Genomic DNA, 17,332 nt, shown 5'->3' on the forward strand with positions numbered 1-17,332 from the left:
CCATCCAGCCGTTTCAGAGACGCGCATCTGCTGATATCGCCAAGCGCAAGGAGAGCGGACGCGGATCCGCCCAGACCTCACGGATATGCGCCAGGCATTGCTGGCGCGAACCGGCAAAACCCGCAGGCTCCCAGCCGATGGGAATCCGCTTGTCCTGCGGCCAGACCGAGTAGCGACGCTCGGCGTCGATGACGGCGATCCAGAGATCGTCATGGGGCTCAAGATTATTCATTCGCAGCTCCTGCGGTGATGATGGTCATGCGCAAATGACGGATCCGGCAGGCCGCAGTTTAGAAAATTGATGAGAATTTTTTTCTTCGCTTATCCCTAAATTCGGCGGGAGATGGATCGTCATTCTACCAAATCGGCGCAAGAGCTCGCTTCATGCTCACCGCGCCAAAGGCCCGACTCGGCAAGGAGAACATCATGGATTTCGACGCCGCCAAACAAAGGCGCGCTCTGCAGTGGCGCAGCTACGTCAGTCTCGCGCCCAATCTCATTCACCTCAAGACCGCCTATGGCCACCACGAAGCCGCATTCGAGGTGGAGGCCGGCGTAGCGTCGGTGACCTTCTACCATGGGGATCCGGTTCAATCGCCGGAGCTTCTGATGGCGGCGGCCGAAGCGGTGACGGCAGAAGATCGCTCGATCACCTCAGTCGTCTTCGAAGGGCATCAGACAAGCCTTCCCGGACACATTGCGGACGCAGGCGGAGGGCTCGATTCGGCGATCCTGTGGCAGTGGCCCTCGCTCTGGCTGCCGCGGCTGTCCTATCCGCTGCCGCCCGTGCAGGAGATGACTGCGGGCCGCTATCATCCGCGCCGGCCGGCAAAGCCGAAGGGCACCATCTACAGGCGGTTCATCCCCTGGCTGGAGCGGGATATCACCTTCACGGTGGCCGATCCCGAGACCGATCTTGCCGTCTTTCATCGCTGGATGAACGACGAACAGGTTAACACGATCTGGGAGGATGCCGGCTCGATCGACAAACATCGGGAGATCCTGGAGGAAAGGATCGCCGATCCGCATGTCCTGCCGCTGATCGGCAGTTTCGCAGATATCCCCTTCGGCTATTTCGAAGTCTACTGGGCCAAGGAGAACCGGCTCGGTCCCTTTTACGATGCCGACGACTATGATCGCGGTTGGCATGTCGCGATCGGCGAGCCCGATTATCGCGGCAAGAAATGGATCAGCGCCTGGCTTCCCTCGCTGATGCATTTCATCTTCCTCGACGATCCGCGCACCAAGCGCATCGTCGGCGAGCCGCGCGCCAGTCACGAGCAGCAGATCCGCAACCTCGATCGCTCCGGTTTTGCCAAGGTCAAGCATTTCGATTTTCCGCACAAGCGGGCGCTGCTCGTGATGCTCGGCCGCGAGCGTTTCTTCGGTGACCGTCTCTGGGTGCCTGCATCATGAACGACATGAGCGACGCAAGCGGCAGCTTCCGGAGACGGCGGCGCCTCGCACCGGAGGACCTTGCCAGTCCCCAGCTTTTCAGGCTGCTGCTTCGGCTCGGACTGCCGGCCATGTTCGGCCTGTCGATCAATGCCGCCCATCACACCATCAACATGGTCTTCGTGGGAATGATCGGGGAAGACCAGATCGCGGCGATCATGATCGTCCTGCCGATCCTGATGCTCATCGCCGCCTTCGGCGAAGGGATCGGCGTCGGTGTCGCAACAGAGGTCGGGCGGATGCTCGGCGCCGGCAACCGATCCCGGGCCGGCGCCATCGCCTCGATCAGCCTTGCGGCCGGTGTTGCCTTCGGCGCGGCCAGCGCTATCGCGATCGTCGCATTTCCGGATTTGCTGCTGGTCGGCGCCACGCCTGCCCTTCAGCCGCTCGCGCAGCATTATCTGATGATCATCGCGATCTCGGTGCCGCTGACGATGGCGCAGATCATTCTCGATTTCCTGGCGATCGCGGAAGGTAATGCCCGCTTCAGCATGTGGACGCTGGTCGCCTGCTTTGCGCTGAATATGATCCTCGACCCGATCATGATCTTCGGCTTCGGTCTCGGCCTGCAGGGCGTTGCAATCGCAACCATCCTGTCCCAGCTCGTCGCGCTTTGCATCTATGGCGCCTACCACGCCAGGCGGCTTGGGACGATCCGGCTGACATTTGGCTGGCGGTGGAGGGATATCGGCTCTCTCAGGCCTGTCCTTGCCGTGGGCGCGCCGACGACGCTGACGAGTCTCGCAACCGCAGGCGCGATTGCGGCAATGGTGTCGCTCGCCGGCACCTATCACGGAGAAGCCGGCATCGCCGGCGTTGGCATTGCCTTGCGGCTGCTTGCTGTGGGAACACTCCCCGTCATCGGCATTTCGCTCGGGGCCCAGTCGATCCTGAGCTTTGCCTGGGGTCGAGGCGATATGGCCCGGGTGCTGTCGGCAACCCGCATCCTGACAGTGGTCACCAGTGCAGTGAGTGGCGCCTATGGGCTCACCGCACTCGCCTTCTCCGAACAGCTTGCCTCCTTCTTCACCGACGATCCCACGGTGATTGGTATTGCGGGGCAAGCGATCATCGCAACCCATCTCCCGCTTCTGCTGTTCGGCCTGCGGCAAACGGTACTGATCCTCTTCCAGGCTCAGGGCAGACCGAAAGCGGCGGTTGCGATTGGTCTGGCGCAGAATGGGTATCTGCTTTTTCCGCTGATGGCGCTCCTGCCGCCCTTTTTCGGCTTTTCGGGTTTGCTGGCAGCCATGTCCCTGGCCTCGGCCCTGACCGGCTTGCTGTCGGCCATCTGCCTGATGAGCGCACTTCGCGCGCTGCGGCAGCGCTCCGACGACCATCTGACCTCCATCCGTCCATATCCCAGCTTTTGTCCATGAGAGGATGACCATGAACCAGTCGATCAACCCGCACGACCTTGGCGCCCATGCGACCGCCGACGATCTCTTTACGCCTGTCGATCCGGCAGCATTCAACGCCGTGTCTCCGCCGATCTTCCAGACGTCCCTCTTCACCTACGACAGTTACGAGGCGATGGAGGATGTCTTCGCCGGTCGTACCCGCAACTATATCTATTCGCGCGGCGACAATCCGACGGTCCGCGAATTCGAACTCCTGGTCGCCCGCCTCGAGGGCGCAGAGGACGGACGTGCCTTCTCGAGCGGAACGGCCGCCATCACATCGACAATTCTGAGCCTCGTGCAGGCGGGCGACCGGGTCGTTGCGGTCCGTCACCTCTACAACGATGTTTACCGCCTTCTGGTGAAGCTGCTCGGCAGGCTCGGGGTCGCGGTGGACTTCGTGGATCCTGCCGACCACGACGAGGTCCGCAAGGCGCTGTCGGGCGCCAAGCTGCTCTACCTCGAAAACCCCACATCCTTCGTCTTCGAGCTTCAGGACATTGCGGCGCTGTCGGCCATGGCAAAGGAGGCCGGCGTTACCACCGTCATCGACAATTCCTGGGCAACGCCGCTGTTTCAGAAACCGATCCAGCATGGCGTCGACATCGTCATTCACGCCGCCTCGAAATATCTCGGCGGTCACAGCGATACGGTCGCCGGCGTCGTCGTCGGCTCGAAGGAGGCCATCGCCAGGATCAATGCCACGTCCTACCCCTATGTCGGCGCCAAGCTTTCACCGTTCGAGGCCTGGCTGCTGCTGCGCGGCATGCGCACGCTGCGCGTGCGTCTCAAAGAGCACGAGCGCAGCGGGCTTTTGCTGGCCGGGCGGCTGAATGAGCATTCCGCGATCGCACGCGTTCGTCATCCAGTGTTCCAGGACCATCCCGGCCGGGCAACGCTAACGGGTTATGCGGGGCTGTTCGCCTTCGATCTCAATCCCGATATCGATGTTGCACGCTTCGTAAACAGCCTTCGCGACATCCGCCTCGGCGTCAGCTGGGGGGGACCGGAAACGCTGGTGGTCCCTGCCAAGGTCGCGCTGCAGATCCCCGACCGGATGACTTCTTTTATCCGGTTCGGCGTGAGCGAGCAGACGGTTCGTTTCGCCGTTGGCCTGGAAGAGCCGGAACTGCTGTGGAGCGATTTGCAGCAGGCGCTGCACGCAGCGAAACGGTAGGATCCTGTCGGCTCGCATGATCAGGGCGGGAGGCAGGTTCTATGATTGCCAGATGGCAATGTTCCTCCGCCGCCTTGATCATGAAGTTGACGAGGGTCCTTGAGACGCCGAGTTCGGCTGCGATGTCCTTCTGCGGCACGCCGTTGAGGCGATGACGAATGAAGGCGTCATTGGTTCGCTTCGGCAGCGCCTCGAGCGAGGCAAGCACATAGCGCAAGGTCTCGGCGGCGACCAGTTGGTCGAGCACAGTGGGGATGGGAGCCGTCATCTCCTGAACCTGGTCTATCGACCTATAGTTGTTCATCTGCTGGCGTCGTCGGCGGCTCTCGTCGAGTGCAAGGTTATAAACCATCCGGAAGGCGTAACCGATCGGGCAGCGAATGCCGTCGGTCTTGACCCCGTAGGCTTTGATGACTCCGTCCTGAAAGATATCCTCCGAATATGACTTTGATTTGACAACACTTTCAATCGTTTTAAGGAGCTTGTCCTTGTTTTCGATCATGGCGTTGACAACGGCATTTCCGTTCACATCACGATGCAATGCTTGCATTGTCCTGTACCCTTTTACAAATGGAAAATCAGGCTCTGTCGTTGCTGGTCGGGTGCGGTCTTGGCGGGCCTCTTCGAGAGAAACTACACGATTTGATTGCAGTGTCTATTTTAAGGTGATAACAAGAGTCAAGTTTAAATCGACCTGATGAAAGCGAGAAAAAATGGGAAGGACAGTGGAGATCCTGACGGGCAAGGCGGAGCTCTGCCGATCGATCATGGGGGCTTTGCCGGACTGGTTTTCAGAACCGGAGGTCATCGAAGCGAGCGCCCGGGCGGTCGAAGACCTGCCGGTGTTCGGCTATATCGAAGGAGATGTCGTGACGGCGTTGATGGCGCTTAAGCCGCACCCGCCCGGCGCCGTCGAGATCGCGCTGATTGCGACACGACCCGAACATCACGGTCGCGGCGCCGGGCGTCATCTCATCGATGCGGCCGAACGCTTCGGCCATGAATCGGGCGCCCGGCTGCTGACGGTCAAGACGCTCGCCCCGCGCGGCGGCGACGAGCCGCAATTCGAGGCGACGCGGCGCTTCTATGACCGGAACGGCTTCGTGCGCGCGGAGATCTTTGCAAAGCTCTGGCACGAGGACCATCCGTGCCTGTTCATGGTCAAACCGCTCGCCGACGTCCCGGAAGGTGCGGCTATGCGTTGAGACGACGAGGGCGGCCGAAGGAGGCAAAGGCTTTTCTGCCTGCCCTGGTCGGAGCCCCGATGCGGCTGATCAAGCACAATAGGAGGATTGAAAGTGTTAGAGCGTCCTTTATGCGCCCAAAAGTGCGCGCGGCGCTCTAATGGCGCCCGTCCGGCAGCGGGCAGGCTTCACCGCAGCCACCGACTCCCGGGAGGTTATAGCGCAGGCAGCAGACTTTCCGGCGGGCGAATTCGAGGCCGCATTGCTGTCGTGCGATGCGGATCATGCCGAACATCGGATTGCGCCCACCGCACGGCCATGTAGCCTCTTCCATCAGGGCCATCCCGCCTTCGACGAGGCCGGGCTCGTGGCGATGGGCGATCTCCTTGAGAATCCAGGAGAGATAAGCCGCAACATTGTTCCAGAGAAGCTTCGGAGCGACGGCGGCATTGGCGGCGATCGCCGCGATTACCGGCTCGACATGGCCGCGCATCAGCCAGTGAAGCTCAGCGGCCGGATCGGTGGTCGCCTCAGGCCTTTCGGACATCACGAATGCCTCCGGCTCGCCCGTATGTTCGTTGCAGACGAGGGAAAGCCGATCGATCTCCAGCGGCAGCCCGATCCGATGCACGAACATGTGGACGCTGGGAGCGATCGTCAGCATGCTGAAATAGTAGAGCGTCCACATGGAGACGATCGCGCGGCGGTCGCTGCCGAGAAACTTTTGCGCATAACGGCCAATGACCTCGTCAAAGATCGCCCGGTCGCAAAGATCCCTGCAGGGAACGACGATGCCTGTCTGCGGTGGCGCGCTGAGCAACTTACCGCGGCAATAGGAGAACGGACTGTCGCCCACCAGGCCATCGAGGTCGACGGCCTGGTGGGCGACAGAATGACCGGCGATCGAATTCCGGCGCCGAGATGCCCCGTTCGTCGCTGCCGCCACGCCTACCACCGATACTTCAAGGTGGCTGTCATGTTGCGGCCCTGGCCGAGATAGCAGAAGCCCTCGTTGCAGACCGTGTCGCGGTGGTCGGCAATGTTGCGGATATTGAAGGCAGCCGTCAGGCCCTCGTATTTCTTGTCGACCGCTCCGAAATCATAGGCGGCGGATGCATCGACATAGAAGCTCGACGGGTTCTTGGACGTGTTGGCCGTGTCCGTCCAGTTGTTGCTGATGTAGCGGACACCTGCGCCGAGCGAGAGGCCGTTGAAGGGATTGGTTTCCTGGAAAGTATAGTTGGCCCAGAGGCTTGCGACATGCGCGGGCGTGAAGGCCGGCGTGTTGCCCTCATTGTCGCCTCCGGTCACCTCGGAATGGTTGTAGGTGTAGGCCGCAATGATGTCGAGGCCGTCGGCAACTGCCGCACGCGCTTCAAGCTCGATGCCTTTTCCCGTCACTTCGCCGAGCGAATCATAGGCAAGGGTCAGCGGATTGACCAGCACAGGCTTGTTTTTTTCGACGATGTGATAGGCGACCGCCGACAGCAGGATGTCGGTGCCGGGCGGCTGGTACTTCACGCCGACCTCGTACTGTTCGCCCTCCGTCGGCTCCAGGATCTTGCCGGATGTCGACCGGTTGGTCACCGGATCGAACGAGGTCGCGTAGGAAACGAAGGGCGCAATGCCGTTGTCGAAGAGGTAAAGCGCACCGGCCTGCCAGGAGAAGGCATTCTTGTTGACGTCTTCCGAGTCGTTCAAGCCGAAAGAGGGGTAGGTCGTGTCGCGCGTCTGGTTCACCCAGGTCTGGCGGCCGCCGAGGTTGAAGCGCCAGTTTCCAGCCTCGATCTGGTCCAGGGCGTAAATGCCGACTTGGCGCATATCGGCATCGGCAACAATGAAGTTATAGTCCGGTGTAGCGCCCGAAACACCATAGGTCGGGTTGGCAATATCGAAATCGAATGCCGAGTTCACCGCCCCGATGCCGTAGCCCCAGTTCGACTGGAGATTGGTGTAGTCGAGCCCGAACAGCATCGTATGCGCAAGGGGACCCGTATCGAACTTTGCCTCGAGCTGGTTGTCGACCTGGAAGACGTTCATCTCGTCCCGGATCGAACTGGCGTTACGATGGGCGACAGTACCGGTCCAGCTGGAAACGCCGAGGTAACGAGCCCTAAGATCGAGATGCGAATAGCGCAGGTTCTGGCGGAACGTCAGGCCGTTGTCGAATTCGTGCTCGAACTGATAACCGACCTGCTGCTGCTTGACCTTCTGGTAGTCGTAATCGGGATCGCTCTGCCTTATGTCGAGAATCTTGCCGTCGACAGTCGTGATCGCGCCGACATTGGCATCGGTCTCGTCGGACTGCGCCAGGCCGTACAGCGTGAAGGACGTGCCTTCGTCGGGCTTCCAGGTGAAGGACGGCGCCAGGAAATACCGGTCGTCGGCAATATCGAAATTGTTGTCGCCGTGGCGTGCAAGGCCGACGATGCGATAGAGAAAATCGTCGTTCCCTTCGCTGATCGGCCCACCGAAATCGAACATCGCCTGAGCCCGATCCTTGGTGCTGTAGGAGATACCGACTTCGTGGATCGGCTCTTCGGTTGGAAGCTTCGATATCTTGTTCACCAAACCGCCCGGCGATCCCGATCCGTAGAGAACGGATACCGGCCCCTTGATCACCTCGACGCGCTGCAGTTGATATGGATCGGTGCGGAACATACCGTAATTGATATAAGGCTGGCGCAAGCTGTCGCGATAGTCACCGACCGTCGTGATGTTGAAGCCGCGAATGAAGATCTGATCGAAGCGCGGATCGAAGCCGTTCGGTCCGGTCGTCACGCCGGCCGAATAACGCACGGCCTCGATGATGCTCTGCGCGCCGCGCTGCTCGATTTCCTTCTCGGTGGTCACCGAGACCGAACGCGGCGTTTCGATGAGCGGCGTGTTGATTTTGGTCGCAGCCGAGCTGTTCTTGGCAGCAACGGACGTCCGGTCGGTCTTGCTATCAGAGGATGCGCCGCCTTCGATGACGATCGGATCCAGCGCTGTCGCATTGGCATCGGTGGAGGCGCTCTGGGCTGCGGCCGGCGATGCTGCAATGCCGATCAGGACGATCGCTGTCGTGACAAATAGGCTATCTCTATAAATTCTCGATACGTTATTAGAAACATTCAAAAAAACACGCGCCATTGCTTGGTCCCTACCTCTCGGATGCGGGCGGAAACTATGGAGCGAAAGAGACCTTGTCAACATAAGATGATTATTTTAGTCACCTTTTAATCGATAAAATCTACGCCTTCGACACTCCCGAAGAGGTTGCACGCAGATATCGGGCCAGCACGCTCGCGCAGAGGTGAATTGCCATCGGAATCGGTTCTGTTGTGCGGGGCGCCTGGAGTGGGGGGGGCCCGGGCGACTGTCAACTGTCTGTCCGTTTGAGGGATCCGTATGTTTGTCTGGCGTACGATCGTCCGGGGTAACGACCATAGCAATACAGACCCATGAAACCGGAAAGGCGATCTCGGTCTTTATGGAAGAGAAGAATTTTCTGTTGTCGCAAATGAAAAATCTGATTTACTAATATTCCGCTGCTGGCTTTAAGGGGGATATTGCCGATGGTGGGGACCCGCAGGGATATTTTGCTTGGTGGTTTGGCGTTACTTGGCGTGGGTGCGATCCAGAAACCCGCCTTTGCCGTCGCGTCTTCCAATTTTGCCGGCACCGCCGTCGACAATGGCGTGACCTTCCAAAAGACCAACTTCGCCAAGATCGACAGGAAGTGGCACCGCCAAGTCGTCAAATATTTCAGCAGCGAGCCGATCGGCACCGTCGTCGTCGATACACGGCACCATTTTCTCTACGTCATCATGGAGAACAAGACCGCCATTCGCTACGGCGTCGGCGTCGGCCGCGAGGGCTTCAAATGGTTTGGCCGGGCCACCATCGATGCTAAATCGCTTTGGCCGCGCTGGACGCCGCCGCCGGAGATGCGCAAGCGCCATCCCGAACTGCCGGAATTCGTGGCCGGAGGCTCGCCAAAGAACCCACTTGGGCCCCGCGCCATGTACCTGCATCGCGACGGCGTTGACACCGGCTATCGCTTCCATGGCACATTGGAGCCGTGGAGCATCGGCAAGGATGCCTCCAGCGGATGTATCCGCATGTTCAACGAAGACGCCATCGATCTTTACCAGCGTTGCCCCATCGGCACCGCTGTACAGGTTCTGCCGCATATTGCCGATCAGGCTGAAAGTGCAGCTCAGGTCAGTCAAGCAACTCCGGTCCAATAAGGAATATCCCCTGATGTCTGCGATGACCGGATATACGAGGCGCCTTCTCGCCGCGGCCATGCTCCTGGCGCTTGCCGCCTGCTCCACCACCAAGATCGCCTCCCTGGAAGAACCAACGGCTGCGCCGATGACCGGCCAGACCAACGATCCCGCGCCCGGTTTCGAAAATGTCGCGGCTGGCAGCGAGGAGGATTTCATCCTCAATGTCGGCCGACGGATCTACTTCACGCAAGATTCCGCCACGCTCGATTCCGTCGCCATGGCAACGTTGGATAACCAGGCCATCTGGCTCAACAAGAACCCGACCTGGCTGCTCAAGCTGCAGGGATTTGCCGACGATTCCGGCTCCGCATCGAAAATGCAGACGCTGTCGCAGAAGCGCGCCGATGCGGCGATGGCCTATCTCGTCTCGAAGGGCGTGGACGCCAGGCGCATGTGGGCCAAGGGCTACGGCAACGACCGCGAAGTCCGCGACTGCACGGAGCGCTCCTGCAGGGTGCAGAACCGGCGCGTCGTCACCAATCTGCGCACTCAGCCCGACGCGGCCTGATCCAGCTCCAGCCACTCAACGCCTGGCGCGGAGGCGTCCACCGCTATCGACCGTATCGGCTAGGCCCAGCTCAAATACGACATCGGCCGCCAGCCTGCCGTTAATACGAAGCCGGCAGCCGATACTCGAGTGGTGACGGCAGGTCGATGACGAACCTAATATCCGCGGCATTCGCCGCCACGACCAGTTGGTAGCCGCCCGCTTCGGCGCGGAAGACGCCGGCCTCGACGTCGAAATAGGCGAGGTCGCGCGGCAGGATCTTCAGGTCGGCCGTGCCAGTCTCACCAGGGAGCAACGAAAGCTTTGCGAAAGCGCGCAGCTCTTTGTCCGGCCGCTCCACCTTGGACTTTGGCGAGCGCACATAGACTTGGATCAGTTCCGATCCGGCGCGGTCGCCGACATTGGTCACATCGATGCTGACAGTCAGGCCTTCGGGACCCATTTCGTTGGCCGAGAGCCGCGGCTCGCCCCAGTTGAAGCGGGTATAGCCAAGGCCGAAACCGAAGGGGAAGAGCGGTTCGACAGCGCGTGTATCATGATGACGATAACCGACGAAGACGCCTTCGGCGTAGCGCACGTGGCCATCCTTACCCGGATAGACGGCTGGATCGCCTGTGATTGCGGAATTGTCGGCAAGCGCCCTGGGGAATGTCTGCGGCAGGCGTCCGCCGGGCTCGGCATCGCCGAACAGGACATCGGCGACGGCGTTGCCCAGCTCCTGACCGGGATACCAGATCTGCAGCACGGCGCGGACCTTGCCGAGCCAGGGCATTTCCACCGGACCGCCCGTCTGCAGCACGACGACGGTGTTGGCATTGGCAGCCGCAACCCGCGCGATCAGTTCCTCCTGCCGACCCGGAAGCCGCATGTCGGGCAGGTCCAGACCTTCGGTATCCCATTCGCCGTCGCGGCCGACGAAGAGGAGCGCGACATCGGCGTTCAGCGCCATCTCGACAGCTTCCTGGATATCGGCCTCACCCAAGGGCTTTTCGACGCCGAACCGAATGGCCGTGAGATTGATCCCCTGCCCGTTCGCCAGCGGCGGGTCATATTCGACGGTCACGGCATGGGCTCGGCCCGCGTCGAGCGTAGCCATGCTGCGCTGTTCGTCATTGGCCGTGCCGAAATAATTCTCGCCGCGGGTCCAGCCGTCATGGCCGTCAACCGTCAGCCTGCCATCGACGAAGAGCCGCGCCAGTCCGGCATTGGTCATGCCGAAGACATGATCGCCACTCTCCTCCGGCACGAATTGCATCGTCATCCGGGCCGAGAAATCGGTGGGGTCGAGTTCGCCCGAAGGCAGCTCGAACCAGAAGAACTCGCCCTTGTCGACGGTCTCGACGTGAATGGGCGTGCCCTGGCAGCCGCGCCCCTTGAAATATTCGACGGTGATCTTTCCCTTGAACACTTCGACCAGACGGTTATGGCGGCAACCGACGGCGTGGCTGACGCTATTGGCGTTGGCAAGGGCCGCGCGGATTCCTTCGAGCGGACTGATCGTATAATGCGCCGCGATCTGCGCGCTGCCGCCGCCCATGACGCGCGCGCTCGCAGCGTTGGGTCCGATGACGGCAAGCCGGTCGAGCGAAGTCTTGGCAAGTGGCAGGATGCCGTCGTTCTTCAGAAGGACTGCGCCTTCTGCGCCGATGCGCCGGATCAGCGCCCGGTCCTCCGGCAGGTCAACCGCCTGCTCCGTGAGATCGGGCGTCGTCTCGAAGGCGCCCACCCGCTCGAGCAGATGCAGGATACGCCGCGCCGCCGCCCGCACGGTGGCCGCTTCGACCTTCCCCTCGCGCACGGCCGCAACCAGTTTCTCGCCGCGATCACGCGCCGGACCCGGCATTTCGAGATCAAGACCGGCATTGATCGTCTCGGCCGTCGAATGCGAACCGAACCAGTCGGACATGACGATACCGTCGAAGCCCCATTCCTGGCGCAGCACCTTGGTCAACAGCCACTCGTGCTCACTCGTATAGGTGCCGTTGAGGCGGTTATAGGAGGACATGACGGCCATCACGCCGGCGCGCCTGACAGCCTGTTCGAAGGGCGGAAAGTAGATTTCGCGCAGCGCCCGCTCGTCGATATCGGAAGACATGGTCTGCCGCTCGATCTCGGATTCGTTGCCGGCGAAGTGCTTGATCGTCGCCGCGATCCCCTGGCTCTGCACGCCCTTGATGTAGGCAACGGCGAGTTCCGCGGTCAGCATCGGATCCTCGGAATAACATTCGAAATTCCGCCCGTTGAGACCGGAACGATGGATATTCACCGTGGGCGCTAGCAGCACCGCGGCCCCCTTGCTCTTTGCCTGATGGGCAAGCGCCACGCCCATGCGCCCGACGAGATCGGGATTCCAGGTGGCGCCGAGCGCGATGGCAGTGGGAAAGCAGGTCGCCTTGACGCCGCCGACCAGCGAACCCGCGCCGCGCGCGCCATTCGGTCCGTCCGTCACCTTGATTTTCGGCACACCAAGACGCTCGACGGGAACCGTCGTCCAGAAATCGGCGCCTGATAACAGCGAGACTTGCTCCTCGAGCGTCATCTTGTCGAGAATGGAATCGATCATGCAAACCTCCCCTTGAACTGGAATTCGGGCGCTGCGCGGCGGCGCCAGGTGTGCGCGACTGCTCCGCGCCATGCAATTCTTAAACCTACCGATTACTCGGTATTTTTAAGATGTCAACCGCCTAAGCCTGATGTATGGATTGAGAGTGCCGAAGAGGAGAGACGATGGCAGAGTTTGCCGAATTGAAGTCTGGACAGGAGGAAAAGCGACGACGCAGATCCCGCAAGGGCGAGGCGCGCCGCGCGGAGATCCTGACGGCCGCGATGCGGCGCTTCGCCGAAGACGGCTACCAGAATGCCGCCATCGGCGATGTGGCCCGCGACGTCGGCCTGTCGCTGCCCGGCCTGCTGCACCACTTCCCGACCAAAGTCGATCTGCTGCTCGCCATTCTGGACAAGCGCGATCTCGAAAGCGAAAGCTTCATCGGCATCCATCGTGCCGACCTGCGTGGCCTTCTCAAAGGTATGGTCGAGGTCTTCCGCCGTAACGCCGAAATGGTCGAGGTCATCAGGGCCTTCGCTATCCTGAATGCCGAGAGCCTGATGAAGGACCACCCGGCCAAGGCATGGTTTCTCAATCGCGCCACCCAGTTGCAGAACGATATCGCCGCGACCGTCGACCGGGCTGTCGCCGATGGCTCGATAGACGGCAGGATCGATGGCAAGGCGATAGCGGCCGAGTTGATTGCGGTGATGGATGGCCTGCAAATGCTCTGGCTGCGCGATCCCGCGCGTTTCGATATGGTCGGCGGGTTGGAAGCCTATGTCAGCCGCCTGCTGGCGAGCCTTGGTCTGGAGGATTGAGCTTTGGCTTGCGGCTCTGTGCTCGGGAGCCGATCGAGGATGACGCCCGATCGGCAGATCTATCATCCATCAAAGCGCGCCAACCAGTCGATAATTCGGCTTACCGCTTCGGAATACCTCTGTCCGACAAGCAGACCCGTATGTGTCGTACCCCGGAGCCCCAGGTACTCGCCGCCGATGTGGCGAGCCGTCGCCCGGCCTCGATGATCATCGGATTCATCGTTGACGGCGCAAATGACGAGGCTGGGACAGGTGATCCTCTCGCCTTCGACGGAAATCCCCTCCGCGCCGAAATGAAAGGAAAATGCGCCGAATGCCTTTGCAGATTCCATGGACAGGTACTTCCGCTGGAATGCGATATCCTCGAATGTTTCATCGATACTGATTTGCTCGTCGCGTGCGGGCGCGGAGACCACGAGGCCGGGCATTCTTAACGCGAGATCGCGATAGGGAACTTCGGCATGCACTTCCCTGCAAATGCTGGAATCGATCAGCGCCAGTCCGGCAATCCCCACGCTTTCCGCCAGCTTTTGGCTCAGGATTCCTCCCATGCTGAATCCGATCACGATGGGAGGAGTTCCACATTCTTCGACGATTTCGGAGATCACCAGCCGGATGTCTTCCAGGTAATCTTCAAACAGGATTTTTGTGAAATCCGCCGACCTGCTTTTGTAGTGGCCTCGCAGGTTGATGCAATAAGAGTTCCATCCCGCCGATATGAAATGCGGAATGTACTTGCTCCACATCCAGCTCCCGGTAAAGGCGCCGTGGACGAAGAGCAAAGGCGGCCGAACGGACTGCCTTGAATCACCGCGCCCATGAAATATTTCCAGAAATAAGTCATTCTCTCCGATGTATTTTTCCGTGTGCTCGGGTCGTTCTTTTGCATAGTCCCGCATATCGCTCACTCCTTTGATATTGGCTGGCCGCGCATTCAGACAGAGGATATTTCCTATGCAATATTGATCAATTACCGCTCCTGGACTTACATAAAGGACAAAATGTCTTCAATTGGGTGTTGATGTGGAGAGTCTCGCAGGCGTTGTCGCCTTCGTTTACGCCGCCGAACAACAACAGAGCTATGTCGCAGCCGCCAGGGTTGCCGGAGTTTCGCCGTCGGCGATCGGAAAAGCCGTGGCGCGCCTCGAAAGCCGGCTGGACGTGCGGCTCTTCAACCGGACGACGCGCAGTATCAGCCTGACCGAGGAAGGAGCCGTTCTCTACGAGCGCTACAAACGCATCCTCGACGACATGGATGACGCAGAGGCTACAGTCTCACGAAGCCGGGAACGCCCAAGGGGACGCCTGCGTGTCAGCGTGCCGCATATCGTCGGACATCACCTTCTTATGCCGATCCTGCCGATCTTTGCCGAGCGATTTCCCGAGATCGAGCTGGACATCGATTTCGAAGACAGGGTCATAGACCTGGTCGCAGAGGGCCTGGATGTCGTCGTGCGCAGCGGTGAGCTTGCCGATGCACGATTGATTGCCCGCCATCTCGGCGATCAACATTTCGTCGTTTGCGGAAGTCCCGATTATCTCAAGCGCCATGGGCGACCGGAGACCCCGGATGATCTCTCCCGACATGCCTGCATTCACTTCAAATACCCGTCCAGCGGTCGTGTCGCGCCGTGGGCATTCCGCCCACCATACGAGCGGCTGCTTTTGCCGAGAAGCCTGACATTCAACAACACGGATGCAGGTCTGCGAGCAGCACGGGACGGTTTGGGCCTTGCGCATCTGCCCGTCTACGTCGCAGAGCCCGATATGCGAACCGGAAATTTGGTCCCCGTCCTCACCTCCTTCATGGTGCCGTACGGTTCGCTCTCGCTCGTCTGGCCATCCAATCGTCAGCTTTCACCAAAAGTCCGCGCTTTCGTGGATTTTGTGGTTGCGAACTTTGCCGCCCGCCCTGACGCTTTTCGACCGGCGGCAATCACGGCAGCCGCCACGGCAACTTATCTGCCAAATGCGCCTGCCAGCCTCTGACCGAGCGCGCGCGCAGGAGAGATCGCCGGTCTGCTTTCCGACGTGACGGCGCGTGGGGCTACTTGAGCGGCATCCAGTTTGAAGCGGGCGATCAATCGGGCGAGATTCGCCGCCTCGTCCGCCAGCCGGTTCGTGGCTGCGGTCGATTCCTCCACCATCGCCGCATTCTGTTGCGTCACCTGATCCATCTGATTGACGGCAGTACTGACCTCGGAGAGGCCGGTCGACTGCTCCCTTGCCGCCGTGGCGATCGAGCGCACATGCTCGTCGATCTTGACCACCTGGCCCTGGATATCGCCAAGCGCCTCACCCGTCGCCGTCACCAGCTTCACCCCGGAATGGACTTCGCTGCTGGAGCGGTTGATCAGCACCTTGATGTCCTTGGCCGCATTGGCCGAGCGTTGCGCCAGTTCGCGCACCTCTTGTGCGACGACGGCAAAGCCCTTGCCGGCCTCACCGGCGCGTGCCGCCTCGACCCCCGCATTGAGCGCCAGAAGATTGGTCTGGAAGGCGATCTCGTCGATAACGTTGATAATCTGGACGATTTCGCCGGAGGCCTGCTCGATCCGCCCCATGGCCGAAACGGCCTGGCTCACGACGGCGCTCGACTGCCCGGCGTTTTTCTTCGCCTCATCCACCATGTGGCTGGCTTCCAGTGCCCGCTCGGTCGAGTTCTTCACTGCGACGGTGATCTCCTCCAGGGCAGAGGAGGTTTCCTCCAGCGACGCCGCCTGCTGCTCGGTGCGTTTCGACAGATCTCCAGAGGCAATCCGCATTTCGCCGGCGCCGCCGTTGATGATGTCGACAGCGGCGCGCACCTCGCCGAGAACGGAGCGCAGGCTGACCATCGTCGCGTTGACGTTTTCCTTGAGCTCGCCAAAGGCGCCCTGGAATTCGCCCCTCATGTTCTCGGTCAGGTCGCCGTCGGCGAGCGCAGCAACCACGCGACAGGTCTCGGCGATTCCGCGGTTGACTGCCGCAACGAGGTCATTCACGCCCGATGCGAATTGGTTCAGGTCCTGATAGCCATATTCCACGACGGCGCGACGCGTGAAGTCTCCGGCAACCGCTGCGGTGATGACCGCGTCGATGTTCATCTGCATTTCAATGACCTTCGCCCGCTTATCCGCACCGGCAGCGTCCAACTCACGCACCTTGATGCCGTTTTGCTTGAAGATCTCGACGGCGCGGGCCATCTGGCCGATTTCGTCGCGCCGATTGGAGAAGGGGATTTCGGCAGCGAGATTGCCCTCTGCAAGCTTGCTCATGCTTGCGGTAATCCGGCCGATCGGCTTTGCAATCACGCGAGCGCCAAAGACCGCAGCGCCGATCAGCGTGGCGATGGTCAGCAGGCCGATGCCAAGATTGAGGCTTAGAACGAGAAGAGCGCCGGCATCCGCCTCTTCCTCAGCCTTTGTCGCCATCGCCTTTGCGGCGTCCACCCCTTCATCGATCAGCTGGGCTGTCTCGTCTGAAATTGCCAACAATTTTACCTGAACGTCCTTCTCCTTTGCGTTAAGCGAAGGATCGCCGGCCTTGAGGGCAAGCTTTGCCTTGACGATTTCGGCCATATCGTCGGTGGCGGCATAAAGCCTGTCGCCCAACGCCTTGAGCTTCACGATCCGGTCCCTGTTGACCTGCAATCGCAACCCCTCCATGGCATCGTCCAGATATTTCATAACGGAGTGATGGCGTGCGGCGATGTAGTCGGCTGCCTTGGCGATCTCATCCGTGGAAGTGGCGAGACGCAGATCACGCACGCCGACCTGCAGGCCGCGCAACGACGCCTTGGCATCGACCAGATCGCGCGAGACGATCAACTGCTCGTCCCGGTATTTCGCGCGCTGAGCGACATGCTGGCCTCCCTGCCAGACGGTAAGGAGCATAACCGCAACCAGCAAAATGCCGATGGCGGAAAGCATGGCCAGTTTGGTGCTGATGCGCGAAAAAATACTTGCGGGCATGTGTCAGTTCCTGCT

The 17,332-nt window shown here is 60.6% G+C and carries 15 protein-coding genes; 8 read left to right on the forward strand and 7 right to left on the reverse strand.

Annotation, left to right across the window (positions count from 1 at the left end; all coding sequences use genetic code 11):
• Positions 1–13: 13 nt before the first annotated feature.
• Entirely contained in the window at positions 14–232 is a 219-nt protein-coding gene (locus FHT79_RS25425) for an MbtH family NRPS accessory protein (protein WP_183904404.1), read from the reverse strand.
• A gap of 194 nt (positions 233–426) precedes the next feature.
• Here FHT79_RS25425 and FHT79_RS25430 point away from each other — a divergent pair, with 194 nt between their 5' ends.
• From FHT79_RS25430 to FHT79_RS25440, 3 genes are read left to right on the forward strand one after another with little or no spacing between them, the layout of a single operon-like run.
• Entirely contained in the window at positions 427–1,416 is a 990-nt protein-coding gene (locus tag FHT79_RS25430) for a GNAT family N-acetyltransferase (protein ID WP_183904405.1), read from the forward strand.
• Positions 1,413–2,834 (forward strand): MATE family efflux transporter, encoded by a 1,422-nt coding sequence (locus tag FHT79_RS25435; protein WP_183904406.1) that lies wholly within the window; start codon positions 1,413–1,415, stop codon positions 2,832–2,834. The genes FHT79_RS25430 and FHT79_RS25435 overlap by 4 nt, the downstream gene beginning before the upstream one ends.
• A gap of 10 nt (positions 2,835–2,844) precedes the next feature.
• Positions 2,845–4,032: a PLP-dependent transferase gene (locus FHT79_RS25440; protein ID WP_183904407.1), complete on the forward strand. Its 1,188-nt coding sequence runs from the start codon at positions 2,845–2,847 to the stop codon at positions 4,030–4,032.
• On the opposite strand, the gene FHT79_RS25445 is transcribed toward FHT79_RS25440, so the two are convergent.
• Positions 3,923–4,582 (reverse strand): sigma-70 family RNA polymerase sigma factor, encoded by a 660-nt coding sequence (locus tag FHT79_RS25445; protein WP_183904408.1) that lies wholly within the window; start codon positions 4,580–4,582, stop codon positions 3,923–3,925. The genes FHT79_RS25440 and FHT79_RS25445 overlap by 110 nt on opposite strands.
• Before the next feature lie 163 nt (positions 4,583–4,745).
• On the opposite strand from FHT79_RS25445, the gene FHT79_RS25450 reads away from it, so the two are divergent.
• Positions 4,746–5,237 (forward strand): GNAT family N-acetyltransferase, encoded by a 492-nt coding sequence (locus FHT79_RS25450; RefSeq protein WP_183904409.1) that lies wholly within the window; start codon positions 4,746–4,748, stop codon positions 5,235–5,237.
• Between the two features lie 136 nt (positions 5,238–5,373).
• Here FHT79_RS25450 and fhuF read toward each other — a convergent pair whose 3' ends face one another.
• Both fhuF and FHT79_RS25460 read right to left on the reverse strand, forming a co-directional pair.
• Complete coding sequence (fhuF, locus tag FHT79_RS25455) at positions 5,374–6,162, reverse strand: siderophore-iron reductase FhuF (protein WP_183904410.1); 789 nt, start codon at positions 6,160–6,162, stop codon at positions 5,374–5,376.
• A 2-nt stretch (positions 6,163–6,164) separates the two neighbouring features.
• Entirely contained in the window at positions 6,165–8,348 is a 2,184-nt protein-coding gene (locus FHT79_RS25460) for a TonB-dependent siderophore receptor (protein WP_183904411.1), read from the reverse strand.
• Positions 8,349–8,773: 425 nt separating this feature from the next.
• Here FHT79_RS25460 and FHT79_RS25465 point away from each other — a divergent pair, with 425 nt between their 5' ends.
• A complete protein-coding gene (locus FHT79_RS25465; RefSeq protein WP_047616699.1) occupies positions 8,774–9,448 on the forward strand; it encodes a L,D-transpeptidase in 675 nt (224 codons plus the stop codon).
• Between the two features lie 13 nt (positions 9,449–9,461).
• The gene (locus tag FHT79_RS25470) at positions 9,462–9,998 is read left to right on the forward strand and encodes an OmpA family protein (RefSeq protein ID WP_063474043.1); all 537 of its coding nucleotides are present in this window, start codon (positions 9,462–9,464) and stop codon (positions 9,996–9,998) included.
• Positions 9,999–10,098: 100 nt separating this feature from the next.
• On the opposite strand, the gene FHT79_RS25475 is transcribed toward FHT79_RS25470, so the two are convergent.
• Complete coding sequence (locus tag FHT79_RS25475; RefSeq protein ID WP_183904412.1) at positions 10,099–12,561, reverse strand: glycoside hydrolase family 3 C-terminal domain-containing protein; 2,463 nt, start codon at positions 12,559–12,561, stop codon at positions 10,099–10,101.
• Positions 12,562–12,725: 164 nt separating this feature from the next.
• Here FHT79_RS25475 and FHT79_RS25480 point away from each other — a divergent pair, with 164 nt between their 5' ends.
• Positions 12,726–13,364, forward strand: a complete 639-nt coding sequence (locus FHT79_RS25480) for a TetR/AcrR family transcriptional regulator (RefSeq protein WP_028759227.1) — start codon at positions 12,726–12,728, stop codon at positions 13,362–13,364.
• A 62-nt stretch (positions 13,365–13,426) separates the two neighbouring features.
• Here the strand turns inward: FHT79_RS25480 and FHT79_RS25485 are convergent, their stop codons facing one another.
• Complete coding sequence (locus FHT79_RS25485; RefSeq protein ID WP_183904413.1) at positions 13,427–14,263, reverse strand: alpha/beta hydrolase; 837 nt, start codon at positions 14,261–14,263, stop codon at positions 13,427–13,429.
• 124 nt (positions 14,264–14,387) lie between these two features.
• On the opposite strand from FHT79_RS25485, the gene FHT79_RS25490 reads away from it, so the two are divergent.
• Positions 14,388–15,353 carry a LysR family transcriptional regulator gene (locus FHT79_RS25490; protein WP_183904414.1) on the forward strand — a complete coding sequence of 322 codons (966 nt, stop codon included), beginning with the start codon at positions 14,388–14,390 and terminating at the stop codon, positions 15,351–15,353.
• Here FHT79_RS25490 and FHT79_RS25495 read toward each other — a convergent pair.
• The gene (locus tag FHT79_RS25495; RefSeq protein WP_183904415.1) at positions 15,323–17,317 is read right to left on the reverse strand and encodes a methyl-accepting chemotaxis protein; all 1,995 of its coding nucleotides are present in this window, start codon (positions 17,315–17,317) and stop codon (positions 15,323–15,325) included. The two genes, FHT79_RS25490 and FHT79_RS25495, sit on opposite strands and share 31 nt — an antisense overlap.
• Between the last annotated feature and the right edge of the window lie 15 nt (positions 17,318–17,332).

The organism is Rhizobium sp. BK212 (assembly GCF_014197475.1).
GTDB lineage: Bacteria > Pseudomonadota > Alphaproteobacteria > Rhizobiales > Rhizobiaceae > Rhizobium > Rhizobium anhuiense.